The following is a 23096-nucleotide window of genomic DNA, read 5'->3' on the forward strand; positions in this document are numbered from 1 at the left end:
TGAAGGAGCAGAAATATTTCTGCTCCTTATACAGCTTCTAGTTTTTCTTTTTTCTCTTTTATTTCTTCTGTTTCTTTTGGTGCCTCCATGAAATTGCCTAGCAGCTCATTGAGTTCATCATAGTTTAAAGTTTCACGTTCCATTAATGCAGAAGAAATTTTCTCTAGCTCTGCCTTATAGGTTTTTAAATGTTGCTGTGTTACTGTATAACAATCATCAATGATCTTGTTCATTTCTTTGTTAATTTGTCGTCCTAGAACCTGCATCATGGTAGAATTGTTGGACATATAACCTAAATCACTCATACCATATTCACAAACCATTTGCATAGCGATATCGGTGACCTTTTTTAAATCATCCTTTGCACCGGTAGAGAGATGACCAAAGATGAGCTCTTCAGCGGCTCTACCTCCCAACATTACCATAATCTTATTACATAGTTCTTCTCTTGTCATAATGTACCGATCATCCTGCGGCATATGAAGAACATAACCTAAGGCTTGCCCTCTTGGAATAATTGACACTTTTTGTACAATATCGGTACCAAGGATCTTACCAATTAAAGCATGGCCAGCTTCATGGTAAGAAACAATTTGTTTCTCCTTCAACAATACAGTTGGGTTTTTGACCTGTAGGCCTGCAATGACTCTTTCAATGGCCTGCTCAAAGTGCTTTATAGAAATTGTTGTTTGGTTTTCTCTCACAGCAATAATAGCGGCTTCATTAGCAATATTCGATAAATGAGCACCACTCATACCATGGGTTTTTTTAGCTAAGTCTTGAATTTTAATACTTTCGTCTAAAGGTTTATCTTTTGTATGCACCTTTAGGATCTCTTCCCTTGCCCTTACGTTAGGATTACCAATAAACATGTGGCGATCAAAACGACCAGGTCGAAGTAAAGCTTCATCTAATAAATCCAGACGATTGGTAGCTGCAATAACAACAACTGTTTGGTCTGTATTAAAACCGTCTAGTTCTATTAAAAGTTGGTTTAGGGTTTGATCTTTTTCATTATTACTATCTAAATGTCTTTTTGCACCAATAGCATCAATTTCATCAATAAAGATAACACTAGGCGCTTCTTTTTTTGCTTTTTCAAATAAAGTACGCACTCTCTTAGCACCAACACCTACATATTTTTCGACAAACTCAGAACCGCTTGCTGTAAAAAAGGTTGACTTCGTTTCTCCAGCTACAGCGGAAGCTAGGAGGGTTTTGCCAGTACCAGGAGGACCATAAAATAAAATCCCTTTAGGAATTTTTGCCCCCATTTTCTGATACTTTTCTGTTTGATTAATGAAATCAATAACCTCAACTAGTTCTTCCTTTACCTCATCTAAGCCTGCTACATCCTCGAAGGTTACCTTTGGTTTTGTGAAGACCTCCTTGTTATTTTCACAATTTTTTTTCTCGTCGTTTATCATTGCATGTGCATATTGGAAGGGTTTATCCAATTTTATATAATAAACAAACAAGCAAGCTGTTACAATAATAAGTAATAGGCGATCTTTGCCTCCAAAACCAACGCTTAATTCATTTCCTGAAGAGGATGAAAAGCTAGAAATAAAGGTCAGACCGAGAAAAGTTAAGAAAAGCATAAGTATTATTTTTTTCTTCATTGAACCACCACCTTGTCATGTCTTTAAAAGTAGCATACCCAAAACTATAAATAAACATGATAGGTATATAGAAGAAAAGCGAAGGTAAATATATGAAGAAAAATTGTTGTATAAAATTTTTTTATTAAATAGCTTGACAAATCACCAATAGATTGGTATCCTATTAAAGAAAACAAAGCAGAAGATACCGCTTCTCACCTTACAGCAAAAGTGTTGTGAAGGTTCATAACTGATTATGTTGATTGAAATAGATTAGCGATGATTGTTATGTTATTAATTGGAAGCGGATAGTAAAGACTATTCGTTTTTTTATTGGAAACTTTTATTGGGAGGTGTCAAATTATTAGAGATATTAACGAGCTTCAAATTAATGAAGAAATTAGGGATAAGGAAATTAGATTAATTGATTCCAATGGAGATCAGCTGGGGATCATATCGGCTAAGGAAGCACAAAAATTAGCTAACAGTAAAAACCTAGATTTAGTAAAAATTGCACCCCAGGCAAAACCCCCTGTGTGCAAAATTATGGACTATGGTAAGTACAAGTATGAGCTAGCTAAAAAGGAAAAAGAAGCTAAAAAAAATCAAAAGGTAATCACCATTAAGGAAGTAAGACTTAGCCCTAACATTGAAAAACATGATTTGCAAGTGAAAGCAACACAAGCAATAAAGTTCTTGAAAAATGGAGATAAAGTGAAAGTAACTTTGCGTTTCAGAGGTAGAGAGCTTAGTAATGTAAGTATAGGTAGAAAAGTTATTGATGATTTTAGGGATTTATTAGCAGAAATCAGTCAAGTTGAAAAAGAAGCAAAACTAGAAGGGAAACAAATGATTATGGTTTTGACTCCCAAGAATTCATAGATTAGAAGGAGGAAATAATAATGCCAAAAATGAAAAGCCATAGAGGAGCTTCAAAAAGATTTAAGAAGACAAAAACAGGTAAAATCAAAAGAATGAAGGCTTTCAAAAGCCACATCTTAACGAAAAAGACAGCGAAGAGAAAGAGAAATCTACGTAAAGCTGCATTAGTATTTAAAGGTGAAGCCAAAAAATTAGCACAAATTATAGCAAAATAGATATCGTTAAAGGAGGTTGTAAACAATGGCTAGAGTAAAAAAAGCGGTTAACGCTAAGAAAAAACATAAAAAAATACTTAAACTGGCGAAAGGTTTTAGAGGTGCTAGAAGCAAATTATTTAAACCTGCAAACCAGTTTGTAATGAAGGCTTTAAAGCATGCTTATGTTGGTAGAAAATTAAGAAAAAGAGACTTTAGAAAGTTATGGATTACAAGAATCAATGCTGCTACTAGAGCAAATGGATTATCCTATTCAAGATTTATGAACGGATTAAAAATCGCAGGTATTGAAATGAATAGAAAAGTATTAGCTGAAATGGCTATTTATGATAAAGAAGGTTTTGCTCAATTAGTAAATGTAGCAAAAGAAAAGTTAAACGCATAATTAGTAGAGTCCTTATATGAGGGCTCTTTAAATTATTTTTTTGAACCAGCAAAAAATATGTCTAAGAAGATGAATTTAGGCGGTGTTACATGATGAAGGAAAAGTTAGGTCAATTACATTTTGAACCAACACAAATTTTAGTAATGGGTTTTGCGGTAGTAATCTTGATTGGGGCTATATTACTAAATCTACCTATTGCTTCTCAAGATGGAAGTAGTGTGGGATTTATTAATGCTCTTTTTACTGCGACATCAGCTGTATGTGTTACAGGACTAATTGTAGTAGATACAGGAACCTATTGGACTGTTTTTGGAAAGACTGTAATTGTGATACTGATTCAGGTGGGTGGACTAGGTTTTATGACGATGGCCACCATGTTTGCCATTTTATTAGGCAAAAAGATTTCCTTAAAAGAAAGATTGATTATGCAGGAGGCGCTAAATCAATATTCACTAGAAGGGATTGTAAGGTTTACAAAATACATTATTATAGGCACTTTTATGATAGAAGGCTTGGGAGCTTTTTTTCTCTCCTTTAGGTTTGTACCAGAATATGGGTGGGTGAAAGGAATAGCCTATTCTATCTTTCATGCGATTTCTGCTTTTTGTAATGCTGGTTTTGATCTTATTGGAGAAGGGAAAGGTCTTACTCCCTATGTTGCTGACCCTATTGTAAATCTTACCATTGGCTTTTTAGTTATTGTAGGTGGTATAGGCTTTTCTGTTATGGTAGACTTGATGAACAATAAAAATTTAAAACGTCTTTCATTGCATACAAAGATGGTTTTATTTATCACAATCTTATTATTATTGATCGGATTTGGAGGATTCTTAGTTTTAGAATGGAATAATCCAGAGACATTAGGAGAATTAAGTGTTGGTGGTAAGCTCCTAGGAGGTTTCTTTCAATCTATGACCACAAGAACAGCAGGATTTAACACCATAGCATTAGACGCAATGACCAATGCATCTAAGTTACTTACAATTGCATTGATGTATATCGGGGGTTCTCCTGCCTCTACAGCCGGGGGAATTAAAACTGCTACATTAGGTGTTATTCTGTTTACGGTTATTTCTGTAATAAGAGGTAAAGAAGATACAGAGCTATTCCACAGGAGAATCCCTAGGGATATTGTAAACAGAGCTATTACGGTGGCGGTCATAGGAATCACTTTGATTATTATCATTACGATGGTTCTAACCATAACAGAAACCGGTGCTTCATTTTTAGATGTATTATTTGAGGCAACTTCTGCCTTTGGTACTGTAGGATTGTCATTAGGTATTACGTCAGAGTTAACCACTTTAGGAAGAATGGTCATTATATTTATGATGTTTGCTGGCAGGGTGGGTCCATTGACCATTGCCTATGCATTAGCAAGACAACAGAGAAAAAATAAGGGGATAATAAAATATCCTGAAGGAAAAATAATAGTAGGGTAGGAAGGTGAAAACATGAAGCAGTATGTGATCATTGGCTGTGGACGATTTGGTAGAAGTGTTGCAGAAAATCTTTATAAACTGGGACATGATGTATTAGCAATAGATGAAAATGAAGAAACCATGCAAAATATTTCTGATAAGGTAACCCATGCGGTTCAAGCGGATGCTACAGATGAAAATGCTTTGCGATCTTTAGGCTTAAGAAATTTTGATGTCGCCGTAATCACAATAGGCTCTGATATTCAGTCTTCTATCATGGCTACTTTGATTGTAAAGGATCTTGGCGTGAAATATGTGGTGGCAAAAGCTCAGAGTGAAATCCATGCCAAGGTATTATATAAAATTGGTGCGGATAGGGTTGTTTTTCCTGAAAGAGATATGGGAATGCGGGTTGCCCATAATCTTGTCTCTACCAATATATTAGATTATATAGAATTAGCACCAGAATACAGTATTATGGAGATTACTGCACTAGATGAGTGGGATGGAAAGACGTTGCTGGAATTAAATATTCGTTCTAAGTTTGGTATCAACATTATGGCAGTAAAACATGGCAGCCATATTAATGTATCACCAACTGCTAATGATGTTGTTCATAGAGGAGACGTTTTGGTAGTGATAGGCCATAACAATGATTTAAAAAAATTGCAGAAATAATACCTCTGAATTTAGGTGAAAATAATGGAAAAACAAGTAATAAGCAGCCAACAAAATAAGTTTATTAAACATATCAAAGCACTACAAAATAAAAAAAACAGAAAAATCCATGGACAGTTTGTGATAGAAGGTATTCGCATTATAGAAGAATGTTTTTTGCATGGTGTGCCTGTCGACTACATCCTCTATACAGAGGAAGTAGAAAATCTTCAAGGGGGAAGTAGAGTATTAAAACAAGCTGTTGAAAACTACAAAAGTTATGAGGTAGCTAAAAGTCTATTTGATAGCTTATCTGATACTGAAACGCCTCAAGGCATTATGGCAGTGGTAAATATACAAGGCCATAGCCTGGAGATATTAAATATGAAAGAAGATACTTTCTTTATTGTATTAGATAGAATCCAAGACCCAGGTAATATGGGTACAATTATAAGGACAGCAGAAGCTGCTGGTGCAGATGCAATTATTTTAACAAAAGGTTGTGTGGATCCCTATAGCGGCAAGGTGATAAGAGCTACAATGGGAGCTTTGTTTCATATACCAATTATTGAGGTAAAGGAAAATGAAGTATGGATTGAAATGCTTAAAAGAAATGATGTCAAGCTGATAGCTAGTGATTTAAATACCGGTTACGAATATACGAAGGTAGATTATACTGGCAAAATTGCTATTATTATAGGTAATGAAGCAAATGGGATAGATCAAAACTTGCTGCCTTATGTAGATTTATCTATAAAAATACCTATATTAGGAAAAATAGAATCTTTAAATGCTTCTACTGCTGCTGCAATCCTGATCTACAAAGCAGTAGAGCACAAGCTATAAATCTTTAGAAATTTCAAAAAATTTACAGTTATTTCGTTGCTTTCCCTTGTTTTCCATTGCTGACCTGTGCTATAATAGACCTACGATGATTGGCTAAGGGGAAGGAGTGTGGTTCGATGAAAATTGCAAACACATTTTGGAGAATTTTTGAACTAACTGGCTCCATAACGGCCTATATGATGTACAAGAAATTAATGATAAATCAAAACATATATAATGGTAATAGCTAAGAAGGAGAAAAGTATGCTATAGACTGTTTTACAGAGAGAAGTTGCCAGCAGGCTGAAAGCACTTCAAATAAGTATAGCAGAAGTTCACTCTGGAGCTGTAGAGCTGAAAATTACATTCTAGTAGGCTTTATCGGAAAGACACCGTTATTGTCTTAGAGAGGCATAGTAAGATTGTGCTATTAGGGTGGTACCGCGGATTAAACCTTCGTCCCTTTCTGGGATGAGGGTTTTTTGTTGTATAAAAGGAAAAAACTGTTATTTTATGTAGACGAGAAGGGAGTTTTTTTATGGAAAATAAATTAAAAGCGCTTCAAGAAGATGCTAAAAAAGAGATTACGCTGGCTGATTCTATGGAGGCTATAGAAAAAGCTAGAGTCAAATACTTAGGAAAAAAAGGTGCATTAACAGAAGTGCTAAGAGGAATGGGAAGCTTATCTCCAGAAGAAAGGCCTGTAGTAGGTAAAATAGCTAATGAAGTAAGGGAAGCCATAGAGACCCTTTTAGAAGTATCAAAAAAAACCATGAAAAATAAAGCACTACAGCAACAGTTAGAAGCTGAAGCAATTGATATTACTATGCCGGGTAAGCAAATAACATTAGGAAAAAAACATCCATTAACAAAGGGGCTTGATGAATTAAAAAATATTTTTATAGGCATGGGCTTTAAGATTGCTGAAGGACCTGAAGTAGAGACGGTTTATTATAATTTTGATGCTTTAAATGCTCCAGCCAATCACCCTTCTAGAGACATGACGGATACCTTCTATTTTAATAAAGATGTTATTTTAAGAACGCAAACATCCCCTGTGCAAGTGAGGGTGATGGAGAGAACAAAACCGCCTATTCGCATCATTTCTCCAGGGAGATGTTTTAGAAATGATACTCCAGATGCCACCCATTCTCCAATGTTTCATCAACTAGAGGGCTTGGTAGTGGACAAAGGCATTACATTAGGAGATTTAAAGGGTACACTGGAGGTTTTTGCTAAAGAATTTTTAGGTAGCAATACAGAAATTAAGTTTAGACCTCATTACTTCCCCTTCACTGAACCTAGTGCAGAAATCGACGCCTCTTGTTTTAAATGTGGTGGAGATGGTTGTAGCTTTTGTAAAGGCAGTGGTTGGATTGAGTTGTTGGGTGCAGGAATGGTACATCCAAATGTACTTAGAAATTGTGGTATTGATCCTGAGGTATATAGTGGTTTTGCCTTTGGGATGGGAATAGATCGTTTGGCCATGTTAAAATACGGAGTAGATGATATTCGATTATTTTTTGAAAATGATATGCGCTTTTTAAACCAGTTTTAAGGATAGCTTTAGTAAAAACGTAGAGGAGGATTTCATAGATGTTAGTACCTGTAAAATGGTTAAAAAATTATGTTGCTATAGATATGGAGACAAAAGAATTATGCGATAAAATGACAATGTCAGGATCTAAAGTTGAAACAGTAGAAAAAACTGGTCTTGATATTGAGGGGGTTGTCATTGGAAAAATTGAGGAAATTAAGTGCCATCCCAATGCAGATAAATTAGTGATTGTTACAGTAAATATCGGAGAAGAACGATTGCAAATTGTTACAGGAGCCACAAATATTGCTGTAGGAGACTATATACCTGTTGCTGTAGATGGAGCAAAGTTGCCTGGGGGAGTAAAAATAAAAAAAGGAAAACTTAGAGGTGAAGTTTCACAGGGGATGCTCTGCTCTCAAGAAGAACTTGCTATACCTAAATCCGTCATACCAGAGGATCAAAAGGATGGTATTTGGATATTGAAAGAAGCTTATCCTTTGGGTAAAAACTTGTTAGAAGCAATCGACCTTCAAGATGAAGTGATAGAATTTGAAATTACCTCCAATCGACCAGACTGTTTGAGCATGATTGGAATAGCGAGAGAAGTTGCGGCTACGATAGGATCAACATTAAAATATCCTGATATTAAAGTAAAGGAAGCGGAAAAAAACAGTTGTGATAAGGCAAGAGTAGTTATAGAAGATACTGAAGGTTGCAAAAGGTATGTTGCTAGAGTAATCGAAGATGTTACCATTCAACCTTCACCCCAATGGATGCAACAAAGACTAGCAAAAGCAGGGGTTAGGCCGATTAATAATATTGTAGATATAACAAACTACGTGATGTTAGAGTATGGGCAACCGCTACATGCCTTTGACCTGGGTCACGTTGAAGGTCGTACAATTATTGTGAAAAAAGGTGAACGAGGGCAAGTCTTTAAAACCTTAGATGGCGTAGAAAGAAAAATAAAGGATTACATGACGATGATTTATGATATAAATAAGCCTTTAGCTATAGCCGGGGTAATGGGTGGAGAAGAATCTGAAGTTACCTCTAAAACAAAAAATATTTTGCTAGAATCAGCTTATTTTCATCCAGAAGGGGTTCGATTAACTTCAAAACAATTGGGATTGAGAACAGAAGCCTCATCAAGATTTGAGAAAGGATTGGACCCTAATATTGCCAGAATAGCAGCAGATAGAGCTTGTCAATTGATAGAAGAGTTAGGAGCAGGGAAGGTACTAAAGGGAGCTGTAGATGTTTACCCTCAGAAACGTGAAGCTCAACCACAAAACATCCGGCCACATCGAATCAATTCATTATTAGGTACAGCTTTAACCAATGAAGAGATGATTGAAATTTTAAAGAAGCTAGAAATAGAGGTAAAGGATCAGGGAGATGTTTTAGAAGTAACTGTTCCTACCTATCGTATTGACTTAGGACAGGAAGCAGATTTTGTTGAGGAAATAGGTAGAATTTACGGCTATGATCGGATCACTGCTACAATGGCGAGGGGGAACATTGTTGTTGGCGGGAAAAACCAAGGACAAATTATCGAGGATATTACAAAAGAAGCTTTAAATGCTATGGGATTACATGAGATACTTACTTATTCTTTTGTTAGCCCTAAAGGTGTTGATAAAATTAGAGTAGGGGAAGGCAGTATTAAAAGAAATTTCATTAAACTTTTAAATCCTCTTGGTGATGAAACCAGTGTGATGAGGACAACGCAGTTACCTAATTTGCTGGAAGTAATGGCAAGAAACTTTAACAGAAAGGTAGAAAACTTTAGAGCCTTTGAATTAGGAAGAATTTTTCTTCCTAAAGTAGATAAGTCTGACCCTCTACCTTATGAAGTGATGAACTTAGTTCTCGGTGTATATGGTGAAGAGGATTTCTTTACCTTAAAAGGGGTATTAGATAGCTTGCTGGAAAGATTAGGTATAAAAGATTATGAGTATGTAGTAGAAAAACATCATCCTACTTTTCACCCTGGAAGATGCGGAAATATTATCTATGGGCATCATACGATAGGAACATTAGGGGAAATTCACCCTGAGGTGATGGAAAACTATGGTATTCATAAAAAGTGCTATTGCGCAGAATTAGACTTTGATTTATTATTAAAATTAACAAGTTTAGATGCGGTATATCAGCCCCTGCCTAAATATCCATCTATTTCTAGAGATTTTGCAGTAGTAGTGAAGGAAACTACCCTAGTAAAGGAAATAGAAAATATTATTGTAGCAGAAGGTGGAGAAATGCTAGAAAGTTATAGCTTGTTTGATGTATATAGAGGGAACCAAATTAACGAAGGTTATAAGAGTGTGGCTTATACACTAACCTATAGACATAAGGATCGTACACTGAAGGAAGAAGAAGTAAATAAGGTGCAAGAAAAAATTCTGCAAAGGATTAAGGAAGTTTTAGGAGGTCTTTTACGAGAATAAAAGAAAAATTTTTTTTAGAATAACTTTTTTAGCAGGAGATTGACCATTTATAAAGAAATCATATATGAACAAAAGAAATCCTATAAGTCAGGTAAGGGGTTGATCTACTATGGAAACTAAAAATAAAGTAATAGTAAGAATAAATGGCCAAGACTATCCTATTATAGGAATAGAATCTAAGGAGTATTTACTAAAAATAGGAAATTATGTCGATGAACAAATGGATGCAGTTGCCAAAAATAACAGTAAGCTTAGTATTTCTATGATTGCAGTATTGACCTGTATTAATATAGCAGATCAGTTTTTTAAGTTACAAAAACAGCTTGAGACAGTGACCAAAGAGCAAGTAGACCCCCTAAATAAACTAGAGAACATAAGAGAGCAATACAATATTGTATTAAAAGAGCTAGAAGAGAAAAGAGAAAGTCTTCAGCTTTTACAAAAACAGGTTGAAGAATTGATGACTTATAAACAAGAAGTCCAAGAGGAAAATATCCAGTTAAAAGAAAAGCTGCAGAGTAAGGACCAGGACTTAATCAATGCAGAAAATATTATCAATGATTTGCAAAATAAACTTTTTGAAAATCGAATAGCACTGGTTCAACTTGAAAAGCAGTTGGAAGAGCAGCAAAATGATAAAGAAATAAATAAAAGTGAGTGAAAATTTTTTAAAAAGTAGTGATATAATAATATTGCTACTTTTTATTTATATATATAAGAAAGGTTGTTAAAATCCATGAAAAAGGTAGAATTATTGGCACCGGCAGGTTCCTATGAAGCTTTGATGGCAGCTATTCAAAATGGAGCTGATGCAGTTTATTTAGGGGGACATGCCTTCAGTGCTAGGGCCTATGCCTTTAACTTCGATAAAGAAACGATGGAAAAAGCCATAGACTATGCCCATATAAGAGGCGTGAAGATTTATGTTACAATAAATACCTTAATAAAAGATGCTGAAATTTCAGCCCTGATGGCCTATGTTTCTGAACTGTACTGTATGGGTGTAGATGCTGTCATTGTACAGGATTTGGGGGTAGTCAGAATGATTAGAAGTTTATTTTCAGACCTTGAAATCCACTGTAGTACCCAAATGACTCTCCATAATAGTGTAGGGATTCAATTATTAAAAGAAATGGGAATTCGACGGGTGGTTGTTGCTAGAGAACTAAGTTTGGAGGCTATAAAAACGATTCATGAAAATACAGACATGGAATTAGAAGTATTTGTTCATGGGGCCCTTTGCTATGCTTATTCAGGACAATGCTTGATGAGCAGTATTATAGGAGGCCGAAGTGGAAATCGTGGCAGATGTGCACAACCCTGTAGAAAACAGTATGAAGTGGTATCTTTATATAGGGAAGAAACGAGAGGTAAAAAAACTTCTTCCTTTTATCTAAGTACCCGAGATTTGAATACCTTAGAAAGTATTGGAGAGATTATAGAAAGTGGAGCTACTTCCTTTAAGATAGAAGGAAGAATGAAAAAACCTCAATATGTAGCTTCAATTGTAAGAGCCTATCGCAAAGCAATAGATGATTACTTAGAGAACAGAAAAGGATTCAATGATACCTCCACCTTGAAGGAAATAACACAAATGTTTAACCGAAAATTTACTAAGGGTTATATCTTGGGCAGCGCATCAAAGGAAATCTTAAATATCCAAAAGCCTAATAATCGTGGATTACCTTTAGGTAAAGTAGATTTTTATGATGAGGGGAAAAAAAGACTAAAGATGAAGCTTATAGAAGACCTTCAGCAAGGGGATGGTATTGAAATCTATAAAAGAAATAGCATTGGAGGCATTGTCAATAAAATGTACTTGCAGAATAAGTTGGTACATAAGGCAAAGGCAGGAGAAGTAGTAGAAATACAGATAGAGGGAAGCATTAAAAAAGGGGATATGGTTTATAAGACGCTGGATCTACAGTTATCAAAAGATCTAGAAAAAACCTATGGTTCTACTGTAGAAAATAAAAAGGTTAGTCTGTGGGGAGAGCTAAAGGTACAACTAGCTAAACCTCTAAAGCTGTACATATGGGATGATGAGGGAAATACTGTATATAAAGAAAGTAAAGAAATTGTTGAAGTTGCTGAAAAAGTGGTGTTAACAAAGGAAAAAATTATAGAAAGTTTAAGTAAATTGGGGAATACACCTTTTCAACTACAGGAAATAAAAGTGGAGGTGGAAGAAAATACAGCGATATCTATTTCTACGATTAATAAACTTAGAAGAGATAGTATAGAAGATTTAATGAATATTAGAAAAAATAAGTATAAAAGACCTCAGCAGCCAATCAATTATTCTTTGGTTCCAAGCCTAACATTAGCGGAAACTGTAGAAAAAGCTACTTTGCCTAAATTGGCAGTAAAAGTGGATACTTTAGAGCAATTACAATATGTATTACAAGAAAAGGTTGACAGAGTGTACTATGGTAACCTGCAGGATTTACAAGAAGCTATAAAAGTATGTTATGCTAAAAATGTGGAGATTTTTTTCAGAAGCCCTTCCATCATTAAAGATGAGGAGAATAAAGTCCTGCAGACAAAGTTAAAAAAATATAATTTCAATGGTATTTTAGCCGGGGAATTAGGTATGATAGATTTTGCAAAAAACACGTTGCAACTCCCTATTATTGCAGATACTACACTAAATATTATGAATAGCAGCACAATAGCTTTTTTACAGGAAAGAGGTCTTCAAGGGGTAACCCTTTCCAGTGAACTAGATTTAAAAAGTATTAAGGCGTTGAAGGTAAACCAAAAACTAGAAGTAGAGGCATTGATTTATGGAAAACTAGTTATTATGACCACAAAAACTTGTCCTCTTGCCGGCGACCATCAATGTCAAGATATGTGTAGTACTTGTAGAAAGAAACCCTTCGATTATCATTGGGGACTGAAGGACGATAAACAGGCGGTTTTTCCTTTCACGAAGGATGAGTGGGGGAGAAGTATTATTATCAACAATCACCCTCTATACATGATAGATAAATTAAGAAGTTTTATAGCGTTGGGAATGACATCCTTAAGATTAGAGTTTACCAATGAAAGTCCCGAAGAAATGATTAGCATCATAAAAGAATTTCGACGAAACCTGCAAAGTTTTATGAATCATGAAAAAATCATGGCAGATGAAACAAATAAAAATAGTTTTACTAGAGGACATTATTATCGTGGTGTTGAATAATTTTTTGCAGATGCCTTGACAGAAGTGCAGGAATATAATATTATAGTTGAAAAATAATAGTTATAAACGATGAAAGAGAAGAGTAACGCTTTATGGTTACAATGTAGAGAGTAGACTGGAGGGTGAAAAGTCTATAGTACATAAAGTCGTGAATTACACTTGGGAGTTTCAATGGGAAATCATTGCGGAGGTCAGCCGATATATTGACAAAGAGGCATCTATAGCATAGATGCAAATTAAGGTGGTACCACGGGTCTTACTCGTCCTTAGCATAAGGATGAAATAAGGTCCTTTTTCTTTTGCACATAAAAACTAGGAGGGAAAAAAATGCAAAATATCTTTGATGTATTAGAAGGAAGAGGGTATATAGAACAAGTAACCCACCAGGAGGAATTAAGAGAATTATTAGGTAAGGAATCTATGACCTTTTATATAGGCTTTGATGCAACTGCTGACAGTTTAACTCTTGGACATTTTTTGCAGATTATGGTAATGATGCATATGCAAAGAGCTGGTCACAAACCGATTGTTTTATTAGGTGGAGGAACTACGATGGTAGGGGATCCTTCCGGTAGAAGTGATATGAGACAGATGTTGACAAAAGAAGCGATTGCTAAGAATGCTGAAAGATTTAAAGACCAAATTTCTAAGTTCTTGGATTTTGAAGATGGCAAAGCCATTATAGAAAACAATGCAGATTGGTTATTAAAATTAAATTATGTTGATTTTTTAAGGGAAGTAGGAAGACATTTTTCTGTAAATAGGATGCTTGCAGCAGAATGCTATAAAAGTAGATTAGAAGATGGTTTAACATTTTTCGAATTTAATTATATGTTAATGCAATCCTACGACTTTTTAGAGCTATACCGAAGACACAATTGTAAAATACAACTAGGAGGCAACGATCAATGGTCGAATATTTTAGGAGGCTACGAACTGGTTCGTAGAGTAGATGGCGCTTCCGTGTATGCCATGACCTTCAAGCTGCTTACCACCAGCGAAGGGAAAAAGATGGGAAAAACACAAGCTGGTACCATATGGCTAGATGCGGATAAAACTTCTCCTTATGAATTTTATCAGTACCTAAGAAATATTGATGATAAAGATGTAGAAAAAACTTTAGCGCTACTAACCTTTTTGCCTATGGAGGAAGTAAGAAGACTTGGTGCATTAGAAGGTGCTGAGATTAATAGAGCAAAAGAAGTCTTAGCTTACGAGGTGACCAAAATAGTCCATGGAGAAGAAGAGGCTAAAAAAGCTGAAGAGGCAGCTAAGTCTTTATTTGGCAGTGGAGCTGTGGCTGAAGCAATGCCTACTACAGAGGTGGACAAGGCTAGATTCGAAGAAGGCGTAGACATTCTAACGCTATTAGCAGAAACTGGCTTAGCTGCATCAAAGTCTGAAGGAAGACGTCTTGTACAACAGGGGGGAATCAGTGTAGAGGACCATAAAATAGAAGATATTAATCATATCCTTACCACAAAGGATTTTAAAGAAGATAAAATGATGATAAAAAAAGGCAAAAAAGTATATCATCAAGTAAAACTAGTATAAAATCCCCTTAAAGAGGGACCTAAACTTAAAATATCAAGTTGTTTTAACGATTTAAGCTTATCCGCATTTTGGGTAAGCTTAAATTTTATGGTATAATAAATATTTAGAATAATACTTTTACATATAGGTATAGATGTGCGCCCTTAAATTTTAATATACTAAGGACTACATTTGCAGCTTTAATAAATTTTTTATAGAGGTGAGGATATGTTGAAAACGGAGTTAGATGTATCTCTTTTAGATTTAACATTAACCATATCAAATGCTATTGATTTAATAAGTCCAGTTTTGAACAATCATCATAAGCAAGTAGCCTATATTGCCTATAATATAGGGAAGGAATTAGAACTTTCTAATAAAAACTGTAATGAACTATTAATAGCTAGTTTGTTACATGATATTGGCTGCTTAAATTTAGGAGATAGAATCAGTGCATTACAATTTGAAAATGAAAACGCTTATCAACATGCGGTGACCGGATATTTTTTGTTGAAGGATGTTGAGGAGCTTGAAAGTGTAGGAAAAATAATAAAGTATCATCACTTGTATTGGATGAATGGTGCCGGAAGATATTATAAGGGAGAGCCAGTACCTATAGAAAGTCACATTATACATCTAGCAGACCGTATTTCAGTGTCCATTCTTCAGCAAAACGAAATTATAGCTCAAGTAGATAGGATAAGTAAGGTTATTGAAAAAAGCAGAAATACGATGTTTCATCCAGAGCTAATCGATATTTTTAATAAGTTAAAAGCAAAGGAAAGCTTTTGGTTTGATATCATTTCTCCATCTATCGATAGAAAATTTAAAAAAATGTGGGGGGATTGTGGCCAACAATTAGATTTAGAAAAACTAGATCAGATTACAAAGATCTTTGCTCGGATTATAGACTTCCGAAGTACATTTACCTCTATCCATAGTAGTGGTGTGGCGGCGATAGCTGAAGCTTTAGCCAAAAAGCTTAACTGGTCTGAGGAAGGGTGTAAAAAAATAAAAATCGCTGGTTATTTACATGACTTGGGAAAACTGGCTATATCCAATGAAATTTTAGAGAAACCAAGTAGACTAACGGTTGAGGAATACAACACCATTAAGTCTCATACTTACCATGGTTATTATTTACTAGAAGAGATTAATGGGCTACAGGAGATTAATACCTATGCCTCTTACCATCATGAGCGTTTAGACGGTACCGGCTACCCTTTTCACATTGGGGAAGATGCTTTGGGAGAGGGTGCTAGAATTATGGCAGTGGCAGATGTGTTTACTGCGATAACAGAGGATAGGCCCTATAGAAAGGGAATGTTGCCTTACAGAGTGATAGAAGTTCTTGAAAATATGGCGAAGTCTTTTGCTTTAGATGAAAAAATAGTAGAGATCATTAAGATACACTTTGAAGAAATGAGTACTATAAGAGCTGCAGCACAAAAGCAGGCATATATAGCGTATAAGGACTTTTCAGAAGCGGTCGCTAGAGCAGGAGGGAAATATTATGAATAAAAAATTTTTTCTCCTGATTTTCTTATTGTGGAGTGGATTTTATTTAGTAGGTTGTGAAGAAAGCACCACAATTTTAGCAGAATCTCCTATTGAAGCGGTATCCAACGAAAACAATGCTTTGCCTGATGAGAAGCTTTCCTACATAGAAGCATATCTAAAGACCATGACCCTTGAAGAAAAAGTAGGACAAGTATTCATGCAGGCTTTTCGATATGATACTGATAATAAGCGTCTTACCTCTTTGGATGAAAATACCAAAAATAAAATTTTAAAATATCATTTAGGAGGCGTTATATTTTTTTCAGAGAATATAGATACAATAGACCAAACCCAAAGGTTGATTGAAGCTATGCAACAAGTAAGCAGAATACCTTTATTTATATCCGTTGATGAAGAAGGAGGAATTGTCAGCAGGCTTAATAGCAGTCCTAATATGCCTGCAACAAAACTTCCGGGTAATAAGGTGTTAGGGGATACGGAGAATGTAGCATTTGCTTATAAAGTTGGTAGATTGTTAGGAAAAGAACTGACTTCTTTAGGATTCAATATGAATTTAGCGCCTGTGGCAGATGTCAACACAAATCCTCAAAATCCTGTTATTGGAGAACGTTCTTTTGGCAGTGACCCCCATAAAACAGGAGAGATGGTGGCACAAATGGTAAAAGGAATACAAGATGAAAATATCAGTGCTGTAGTTAAGCATTTCCCGGGACATGGAGATACTTCATTAGATACTCATAAAGAGGCTGTTACGCTTCCTCATGGTATAGAAAGATTAAAAGCTGTTGAATTTCTTCCTTTTAAGAAAGGAATTGAAGCAGGGGTAGATGGCGTTATGTTGGGACATTTACTAGTACCCTCAATCACTTCAGATTCTTTACCAGCTACTTTCTCATGGAAAGTAGTAGATTTATTAAGAAATCATTTGAAGTATGAAAAATTGATTATCACTGATGCGCTGGAAATGAAGGCTATTACAAAATACTGGACCCCGGAAGAAGCAGCTGTTTTAGCCTTTGCAGCAGGGGCAGATATCTTATTAATGCCATCCTCTCTTGAGAAAGCCTATGAAGGCTTGTTGAAGGCTGTTAAAGAAGGAAGGATAACGGAGGAGAGATTAAACGAATCTGTAAGAAGGATTTTAAATGTTAAATACGATAGAGGTATTTTGATGGAACAAGAAAATCTGCTGAACCCTCAGGAAGTTTTAGGGTCTGATGCGCATTTGCAGATTGTTAAAGATATATTGGAATATCACGACCGTTAATTTAAACTAATTGTTGCGGGAAATCATCTCAATGGTATTTTATAAGTTGTATATTAAAATTTTAGAATACATGCTTTATTAAGAAGATATAAATAGTTTGTTTTCTATTGCATACAACTGTTAAGCGTGATATAATCTTATTAAATGAAAACAAAGTATCTTTAATTCAGTCCGGTGAGGCTGGTAAGATAGTTATATATAATTGTAGTAATAAATTATAGGATAATTATGACTTCTTGCCGGCGGCAGGAAGTTTTTTATGTTTTGGAAATACCTTTAATTCAGCCCAGTGAGGTTGAAAAGGGAGAAAAATCCTTTTCTCCTTTAGTACAAAATCAAAGGAGGTTATTATGATGACAGAAAACACATTTACAAAAACAAATCTTCAGGTGAAAGAAAATGCTACAACATTGGATTCTGCTAAAAAATTAGTTTTAGGCTTACAACATTTAATTGCTATGTTCGGAGCAACTGTATTAGTACCAATGTTAACGGGATTAGATCCTTCCATTGCTTTAATATCAGCAGGTATAGGAACATTATTATTTCATCTTGTTACCTACGGTAAGGTTCCAGTATTTTTAGGTTCATCCTTTGCATTTATACCAGTGATTATAACTGTAAGCAATTTATATAACGGAGACTTAGCCTACGCACAGGGCGGAATTATGGTGGCAGGACTGATCTATGTATTGATGTCCTTTGTTATTCAAAAAATAGGCGTAGATAAAATCAAACAATACTTACCTTCACAGGTGGTAGGGCCGATGATTATCGTAATTGGTTTAAATTTAGTGCCAGTTGCTTATGATATGGCATCAAGTCACTTTGTTATTGCTGCTATTACGCTTTTTACAGCTTTAGGCATTACTTTAGTAGGAAGAGGTTTTGCAAAGCAGCTTTCTATTTTAATAGCAGTGGTGGTGGGATACCTTATCTCGCTTAATGTAGGACTTGTAAATACAGAAGTTATAAGAGAAGCACAATTCTTTGCAGTGCCAAATTTTTCTCTTCCAAAGTTCGAATTAGGCGCTATAGCTATCATCGCTCCAGTGGTATTGGCTGTTTTTATGGAGCATATCGGAGATATAACAACAAATGGTCAAGTGGTAGGTAAAAACTTTATAGAAGATCCAGGTTTAAATCGTACTTTGCTGGGAGATGGATTGGCAACATTGGTTGCTGGATTTTTAGGAGGACCTGCTAATACTACCTATGGTGAAAATACTGGGGTATTAGCCATCACAAAAAACTATGATCCTTCCATTTTAAGAATCGCTGCAGTACTTGCTATTATTTTAGGGTTTGTGGCTAAGGTTGGAGGTTTTCTAAGTAGTATTCCTGTAGCTGTTATGGGTGGGATCAGTATGATGTTGTTTAGCATGATTGCTTTAATCGGAGTAAGAACGATAAAAGACAATGATGTAATCTTCAATGGCAAAAATATAGTAGTCATGGCGTCTATCTTAATTCTTGGATTAGGATCAAACTTTGGCATCTCCATTGGTATTCCTATAACAGAGACAGTACAAATAAGTGGTTTAAGTTTTGCAGCTATTGTTGGTGTGATACTGAATGCCGCATTAAATAGATAAAGCAGCAGCATAATATTATTAAAAAACGATAAGAGCAAAGCTCCTATTTAGGATTTGAGAAAAATCAATCTCAATCATCTTAAATGGGAGTTTTTTTATTGTATGTATGATATTTTAAAAAGGTTAAATAATAAGATTTGACAAGCGAAATACTATTCTTAACAGGAAGTTATTTTACATATGCAAAGGAGGAAGCTTATGGCTAAGAAAATGAAAACAATGGATGGCAATGAAGCTGCTGCTTATGTGTCCTATGCTTTTACCGAAGTAGCGGCAATCTATCCCATTACACCTTCCTCACCAATGGCGGAAGGTGTGGACGAATGGTCTGCTCATGGAATGAAAAACATATTTGGGCAACCGGTAAAAGTAGTAGAAATGCAGTCGGAAGCAGGTGCTGCTGGGACTGTGCATGGTTCCTTACAGGGAGGAGCACTGACCACAACCTACACAGCTTCTCAAGGATTGCTACTAATGATTCCTAATATGTATAAAATGGTAGGTGAATTATTACCTGCAGTATTCCATGTGAGTGCTAGAGCTATAGCAGCCCACGCATTATCTATATTTGGAGATCATCAAGATGTTATGGCAGTTCGACAAACTGGTTTTGCTCTTTTGGCTTCCAGCAGCGTTCAAGAAGTAATTGACTTAGGTGGTATAGCGCATTTAGCTGCCATTAAATCCAGAGTACCTTTTTTACACTTCTTTGATGGTTTTAGAACATCTCACGAATATCAAAAGGTAGAGTTGATTGATTATGAAGATTTAAGCAATCTATTGGATCATGAAGCAGTAAAAGCGTTTCGAAACAGAGCTTTAAGTCCTGAACATCCAGTGGCAAGGGGGACAGCTCAAAACCCAGATATATATTTCCAAGGTAGAGAAGTAGCCAATCCTTTTATTGATGCAGTACCTGACATTGTTGAAAATTATATGCAAGAAATTACTAAAATAACTGGAAGAGAGTATCATCCTTTTAATTATTATGGCGCTGAAGATGCAGATAGGATTATTGTAGCTATGGGTTCTGGATGTGATACCATTGAAGAAACAGTAGATTATTTAATAGCTAAAGGAGAAAAGGTAGGGGTAATTAAAGTAAGGCTATATCGACCCTTCTCACCAAAATACTTTTTTAATGTATTTCCAAAAACTGTGAAGAAAATAGCCGTATTAGATAGAACGAAAGAACCAGGAGCTTTCGGAGAACCTCTTTATGAAGACGTAAGAAGTATATTTTATGATAGAGAAGAAAGTCCTATTATTGTTGGTGGAAGATATGGACTAGGCTCTAAGGATACGAGACCTTCTCAAATTGTAGCGGTTTTTGATAACTTAAAGCAAACCAATCCCAAAGATCATTTTACAATAGGGATTGTGGATGATGTTAGTTATACTTCTTTGCCAGAGGAAAGTATTGTAGAAACTACTCCTGAGGGTACGATTCGATGTAAGTTCTGGGGCCTAGGTTCTGACGGAACAGTGGGGGCTAATAAAACAGCTATAAAAATTATAGGAGATAAAACTAACTTATACGCACAAGGGTATTTTTCTTATGATAGTAAAAAGTCAGGTGGAACAACAGTTTCACATCTGAGATTTGGCAAAAAACCTATAAAATCTCCTTATCTCGTTTATACTGCTGACTTTATTGCATGTCATAACAAAGCATATTTACATCATTATGACTTATTAAAAGGTTTGAAGGAAAATGGTACCTTTGTATTAAATTGTCCATGGACACAAGAAGAACTGGAGGATAAGATTCCTGCAACAATAAAAAAATATATTGTAGAAAAAAGTGTTAACTTTTATATCATTGATGCGGTAAAAATTGCACATGAAATAGGTTTGGGTGGAAGAATTAACATGATTATGCAGGCGGCTTTCTTTAAACTGGTTAATGTTATTCCTATAGAGGATGCTGTTAAATACTTAAAAGAAGCCATTCAAGATACCTATGGAAAAAAAGGTGAGGAAATTGTAAAGATGAATCATGAGGCTGTAGACCAAGGGATACAAGGATTATTGAAGGTCGACGTTCCAGCTAGCTGGAGTCAAGCTAAAGAAGATACGTTGCCAGTAAAAGAAGAACCAGACTTTGTAAAGAATATACAACGGCCTATGGCAAGATTGGAAGGAGATGAGCTGCCAGTAAGCGCCTTTAAAGGTATGGAAGATGGGACTTTTCCTCTTGGCACAACCTCTTATGAAAAACGAGGTATTGCTGTTAGAATTCCTCAGTGGCAGACAGATAAGTGTATTCAATGTAACCAGTGTGCTTACATCTGTCCTCATGCAGTTATCAGACCTTTACTTCTTAATGATGAAGAAATGCAAGCTAAACCAGATACTCTTGAAACTAAAAAAGCTGTTGGCAAAGGACTGGAAGGGCTGGAATATCGTATTCAAATAAGCCCACTGGACTGTACTGGATGTGCAAACTGTGCTGATATTTGTCCTGCACCAGGAAAAGCTTTGGTAATGGTAGATGCGGAAAAGGAAATAGTAAGACAGGAAGAAAATTGGGAATATGCTTTGTCTGTTAAAGAAAAAGATGCGTTAATGGATAAGAAAAGCGTAAAAGGTAGTCAATTTGCACGCCCCTTATTAGAATTTCATGGTGCTTGTGCAGGATGTGGAGAAACTGCCTATGTTAAATTACTAACACAGCTTTACGGAGATAGGATGATGATTGCCAACGCAACGGGTTGCTCTTCTATCTGGGGTGCTAGTGCACCATCCATCGGCTATAGCACTACTGCTGATGGAAAAGGGCCAGCGTGGTCAAATTCATTATTTGAAGACAATGCTGAATATGGTTTCGGTATGTACTTAGCTGCTAAACAAATTAGAGAACGACTAGCAGACTTAATGATACAGGTATTAAACAGCGATTTAGATAGTAATTGTAAAGATGCTTGTAAGCGGTGGTTAGAAGCAATGGATGATGGTGAAAAATCAAAAGAGGCTTCAGAAGCGTTGTTAAACCTCATAAGAAATCATCAATACCAGGGTAATCCTATTATCAGAGAAATTTTAGAAAAGAAAGATTATTTGATTAAAAGATCTGTATGGATTATTGGTGGAGATGGTTGGGCATATGACATAGGTTATGGCGGTGTAGACCATGTCATAGCTTCTGGGGAGGATGTTAATCTTCTTGTAATGGATACAGAGATTTACTCTAACACAGGTGGACAATCCTCAAAAGCTACACCCACAGCTGCCGTAGCAAAATTTGCAGCTTCTGGTAAAAAAGTGCGCAAAAAGGACTTAGGTTTAATGGCAACTAACTATGGTTATGTCTATGTAGCGCAAATAGCCATGGGTGCCAATATGAATCATACCATAAAAGCCATCGCTGAAGCAGAAGCTTATAAGGGACCTTCTTTAATCATCTGTTACGCTCCTTGTGTAAGTCATGGTATTAAAACTGGTATGGGTACAACTGTAGCACAGGAGAAGAAGGCGGTAGAAGCAGGTTATTGGCATTTATATCGCTTCAATCCAGATTTGAAGGAGGAAGGAAAAAATCCATTTATTTTAGATTCTAAAGAACCTAAAGCATCCTTTAGAGACTTTATTGAAGGAGAAATAAGATATTCACAAATTATGAATGTATTTCCTGATATTGCTGAAGAGTTGTTTGAAGCTGCAGAAAAAAATGCTAGAGATAAATATGATACCTATAGACGATTAGCAGAAATGCAGTATTAAATCAAGATAAAAAAGGGACTAAGATTAGTCCCTTTTTTAAAAACATTTAAGTTATGACAAGTAAGTCTTTACTACTTTTCATTTGTATCTACGTACTCCTTAGCGTTCTTTACCTCTATTTCATCAGGAATAGGTACTCTAGATACTGGCTTAAGGTCTTTCATATTAGCCCATGAAGCAGTTTGATGGTTTTCAATTGTTCGGCCTAAGTGTTTTTCTTTAAATTTGTTATCAGACATAAGATCCCTCCTTGCTATTATTATTTTCATAGATATTTTAATCTATAACCTTTTT

The 23096-nt window shown here is 35.5% G+C and carries 18 protein-coding genes and 2 other annotated features; of the genes, 16 read left to right on the top strand and 2 right to left on the bottom strand.

The window, feature by feature from the left end; genetic code table 11:
• Positions 1 to 26: 26 nt before the first annotated feature.
• Positions 27 to 1622: an ATP-dependent metallopeptidase FtsH/Yme1/Tma family protein gene (locus BJL90_RS10980; protein WP_070967825.1), complete on the bottom strand. Its 1596-nt coding sequence runs from the start codon at positions 1620 to 1622 to the stop codon at positions 27 to 29.
• A 312-nt stretch (positions 1623 to 1934) separates the two neighbouring features.
• On the opposite strand from BJL90_RS10980, the gene infC reads away from it, so the two are divergent.
• The 16 genes from infC to nifJ all read left to right on the top strand — a co-directional run bounded on the left by infC (position 1935) and on the right by nifJ (position 22802).
• On the top strand, positions 1935 to 2483 hold the full coding sequence (gene infC / locus BJL90_RS10985) for a translation initiation factor IF-3 (protein WP_070967828.1): 549 nt from the start codon (positions 1935 to 1937) through the stop codon (positions 2481 to 2483).
• A 20-nt stretch (positions 2484 to 2503) separates the two neighbouring features.
• Positions 2504 to 2698 carry a 50S ribosomal protein L35 gene (rpmI, locus tag BJL90_RS10990; protein WP_070967831.1) on the top strand — a complete coding sequence of 65 codons (195 nt, stop codon included), beginning with the start codon at positions 2504 to 2506 and terminating at the stop codon, positions 2696 to 2698.
• Positions 2699 to 2723: 25 nt separating this feature from the next.
• Positions 2724 to 3083: a 50S ribosomal protein L20 gene (gene rplT, locus BJL90_RS10995; protein WP_070967834.1), complete on the top strand. Its 360-nt coding sequence runs from the start codon at positions 2724 to 2726 to the stop codon at positions 3081 to 3083.
• 92 nt (positions 3084 to 3175) lie between these two features.
• Positions 3176 to 4525, top strand: coding sequence for a TrkH family potassium uptake protein (locus tag BJL90_RS11000; RefSeq protein WP_070973167.1), 1350 nt, complete (start codon positions 3176 to 3178; stop codon positions 4523 to 4525).
• A 12-nt stretch (positions 4526 to 4537) separates the two neighbouring features.
• Complete coding sequence (locus tag BJL90_RS11005) at positions 4538 to 5182, top strand: potassium channel family protein (RefSeq protein WP_070967836.1); 645 nt, start codon at positions 4538 to 4540, stop codon at positions 5180 to 5182.
• A gap of 24 nt (positions 5183 to 5206) precedes the next feature.
• The gene (locus BJL90_RS11010; protein ID WP_070967839.1) at positions 5207 to 6007 is read left to right on the top strand and encodes a TrmH family RNA methyltransferase; all 801 of its coding nucleotides are present in this window, start codon (positions 5207 to 5209) and stop codon (positions 6005 to 6007) included.
• Positions 6008 to 6123: 116 nt separating this feature from the next.
• The gene (locus tag BJL90_RS21910; RefSeq protein WP_144414723.1) at positions 6124 to 6237 is read left to right on the top strand and encodes a YqzL family protein; all 114 of its coding nucleotides are present in this window, start codon (positions 6124 to 6126) and stop codon (positions 6235 to 6237) included.
• Positions 6227 to 6453 (top strand) — a binding site (T-box leader). (Overlaps the previous gene by 11 nt.)
• Before the next feature lie 71 nt (positions 6454 to 6524).
• Positions 6525 to 7544 (top strand): phenylalanine--tRNA ligase subunit alpha, encoded by a 1020-nt coding sequence (gene pheS / locus BJL90_RS11015; protein WP_070967842.1) that lies wholly within the window; start codon positions 6525 to 6527, stop codon positions 7542 to 7544.
• Positions 7545 to 7582: 38 nt separating this feature from the next.
• Positions 7583 to 9976, top strand: a complete 2394-nt coding sequence (gene pheT / locus BJL90_RS11020; RefSeq protein ID WP_070967845.1) for a phenylalanine--tRNA ligase subunit beta — start codon at positions 7583 to 7585, stop codon at positions 9974 to 9976.
• Between the two features lie 109 nt (positions 9977 to 10085).
• Positions 10086 to 10637: a cell division protein ZapA gene (locus BJL90_RS11025; RefSeq protein ID WP_070967847.1), complete on the top strand. Its 552-nt coding sequence runs from the start codon at positions 10086 to 10088 to the stop codon at positions 10635 to 10637.
• Positions 10638 to 10712: 75 nt separating this feature from the next.
• Positions 10713 to 13163, top strand: a complete 2451-nt coding sequence (locus tag BJL90_RS11030; protein WP_070967850.1) for a U32 family peptidase — start codon at positions 10713 to 10715, stop codon at positions 13161 to 13163.
• A 60-nt stretch (positions 13164 to 13223) separates the two neighbouring features.
• Positions 13224 to 13434, top strand: a binding site (T-box leader).
• 56 nt (positions 13435 to 13490) lie between these two features.
• Positions 13491 to 14717, top strand: coding sequence for a tyrosine--tRNA ligase (gene tyrS / locus BJL90_RS11035; RefSeq protein WP_070967852.1), 1227 nt, complete (start codon positions 13491 to 13493; stop codon positions 14715 to 14717).
• Between the two features lie 207 nt (positions 14718 to 14924).
• Positions 14925 to 16217, top strand: coding sequence for an HD-GYP domain-containing protein (locus tag BJL90_RS11040; RefSeq protein ID WP_070967855.1), 1293 nt, complete (start codon positions 14925 to 14927; stop codon positions 16215 to 16217).
• The gene (locus tag BJL90_RS11045; protein ID WP_070967858.1) at positions 16210 to 17484 is read left to right on the top strand and encodes a glycoside hydrolase family 3 protein; all 1275 of its coding nucleotides are present in this window, start codon (positions 16210 to 16212) and stop codon (positions 17482 to 17484) included. The genes BJL90_RS11040 and BJL90_RS11045 overlap by 8 nt, the downstream gene beginning before the upstream one ends.
• A gap of 353 nt (positions 17485 to 17837) precedes the next feature.
• Positions 17838 to 19079 carry a uracil-xanthine permease family protein gene (locus BJL90_RS11050; protein ID WP_070967862.1) on the top strand — a complete coding sequence of 414 codons (1242 nt, stop codon included), beginning with the start codon at positions 17838 to 17840 and terminating at the stop codon, positions 19077 to 19079.
• 198 nt (positions 19080 to 19277) lie between these two features.
• Positions 19278 to 22802, top strand: a complete 3525-nt coding sequence (gene nifJ, locus BJL90_RS11055) for a pyruvate:ferredoxin (flavodoxin) oxidoreductase (protein ID WP_070967865.1) — start codon at positions 19278 to 19280, stop codon at positions 22800 to 22802.
• 71 nt (positions 22803 to 22873) lie between these two features.
• Here the strand turns inward: nifJ and BJL90_RS11060 are convergent, their stop codons facing one another.
• Positions 22874 to 23041, bottom strand: a complete 168-nt coding sequence (locus tag BJL90_RS11060; protein ID WP_070967868.1) for a CDIF630_02480 family spore surface protein — start codon at positions 23039 to 23041, stop codon at positions 22874 to 22876.
• Between the last annotated feature and the right edge of the window lie 55 nt (positions 23042 to 23096).

The sequence above is a fragment of the Clostridium formicaceticum genome (assembly GCF_001854185.1).
In the GTDB taxonomy this organism is placed as follows: domain Bacteria; phylum Bacillota; class Clostridia; order Peptostreptococcales; family Natronincolaceae; genus Andreesenella; species Andreesenella formicacetica.

Coding starts and splice junctions, on each gene's coding strand:
- BJL90_RS11010 (WP_070967839.1), top strand. CDS start 5,207: ATGGAAAAACAAGTAATAAGCAGCCAACAAAATAAGTTTATTAAACAT.
- BJL90_RS11060 (WP_070967868.1), bottom strand. CDS start 23,041: ATGTCTGATAACAAATTTAAAGAAAAACACTTAGGCCGAACAATTGAA.
- rplT (WP_070967834.1), top strand. CDS start 2,724: ATGGCTAGAGTAAAAAAAGCGGTTAACGCTAAGAAAAAACATAAAAAA.
- BJL90_RS11030 (WP_070967850.1), top strand. CDS start 10,713: ATGAAAAAGGTAGAATTATTGGCACCGGCAGGTTCCTATGAAGCTTTG.
- BJL90_RS11000 (WP_070973167.1), top strand. CDS start 3,176: ATGAAGGAAAAGTTAGGTCAATTACATTTTGAACCAACACAAATTTTA.
- BJL90_RS11050 (WP_070967862.1), top strand. CDS start 17,838: ATGACAGAAAACACATTTACAAAAACAAATCTTCAGGTGAAAGAAAAT.
- pheS (WP_070967842.1), top strand. CDS start 6,525: ATGGAAAATAAATTAAAAGCGCTTCAAGAAGATGCTAAAAAAGAGATT.
- BJL90_RS10980 (WP_070967825.1), bottom strand. CDS start 1,622: ATGAAGAAAAAAATAATACTTATGCTTTTCTTAACTTTTCTCGGTCTG.
- BJL90_RS21910 (WP_144414723.1), top strand. CDS start 6,124: ATGAAAATTGCAAACACATTTTGGAGAATTTTTGAACTAACTGGCTCC.
- BJL90_RS11045 (WP_070967858.1), top strand. CDS start 16,210: ATGAATAAAAAATTTTTTCTCCTGATTTTCTTATTGTGGAGTGGATTT.
- pheT (WP_070967845.1), top strand. CDS start 7,583: ATGTTAGTACCTGTAAAATGGTTAAAAAATTATGTTGCTATAGATATG.
- BJL90_RS11040 (WP_070967855.1), top strand. CDS start 14,925: ATGTTGAAAACGGAGTTAGATGTATCTCTTTTAGATTTAACATTAACC.
- nifJ (WP_070967865.1), top strand. CDS start 19,278: ATGGCTAAGAAAATGAAAACAATGGATGGCAATGAAGCTGCTGCTTAT.
- BJL90_RS11005 (WP_070967836.1), top strand. CDS start 4,538: ATGAAGCAGTATGTGATCATTGGCTGTGGACGATTTGGTAGAAGTGTT.
- tyrS (WP_070967852.1), top strand. CDS start 13,491: ATGCAAAATATCTTTGATGTATTAGAAGGAAGAGGGTATATAGAACAA.
- BJL90_RS11025 (WP_070967847.1), top strand. CDS start 10,086: ATGGAAACTAAAAATAAAGTAATAGTAAGAATAAATGGCCAAGACTAT.
- rpmI (WP_070967831.1), top strand. CDS start 2,504: ATGCCAAAAATGAAAAGCCATAGAGGAGCTTCAAAAAGATTTAAGAAG.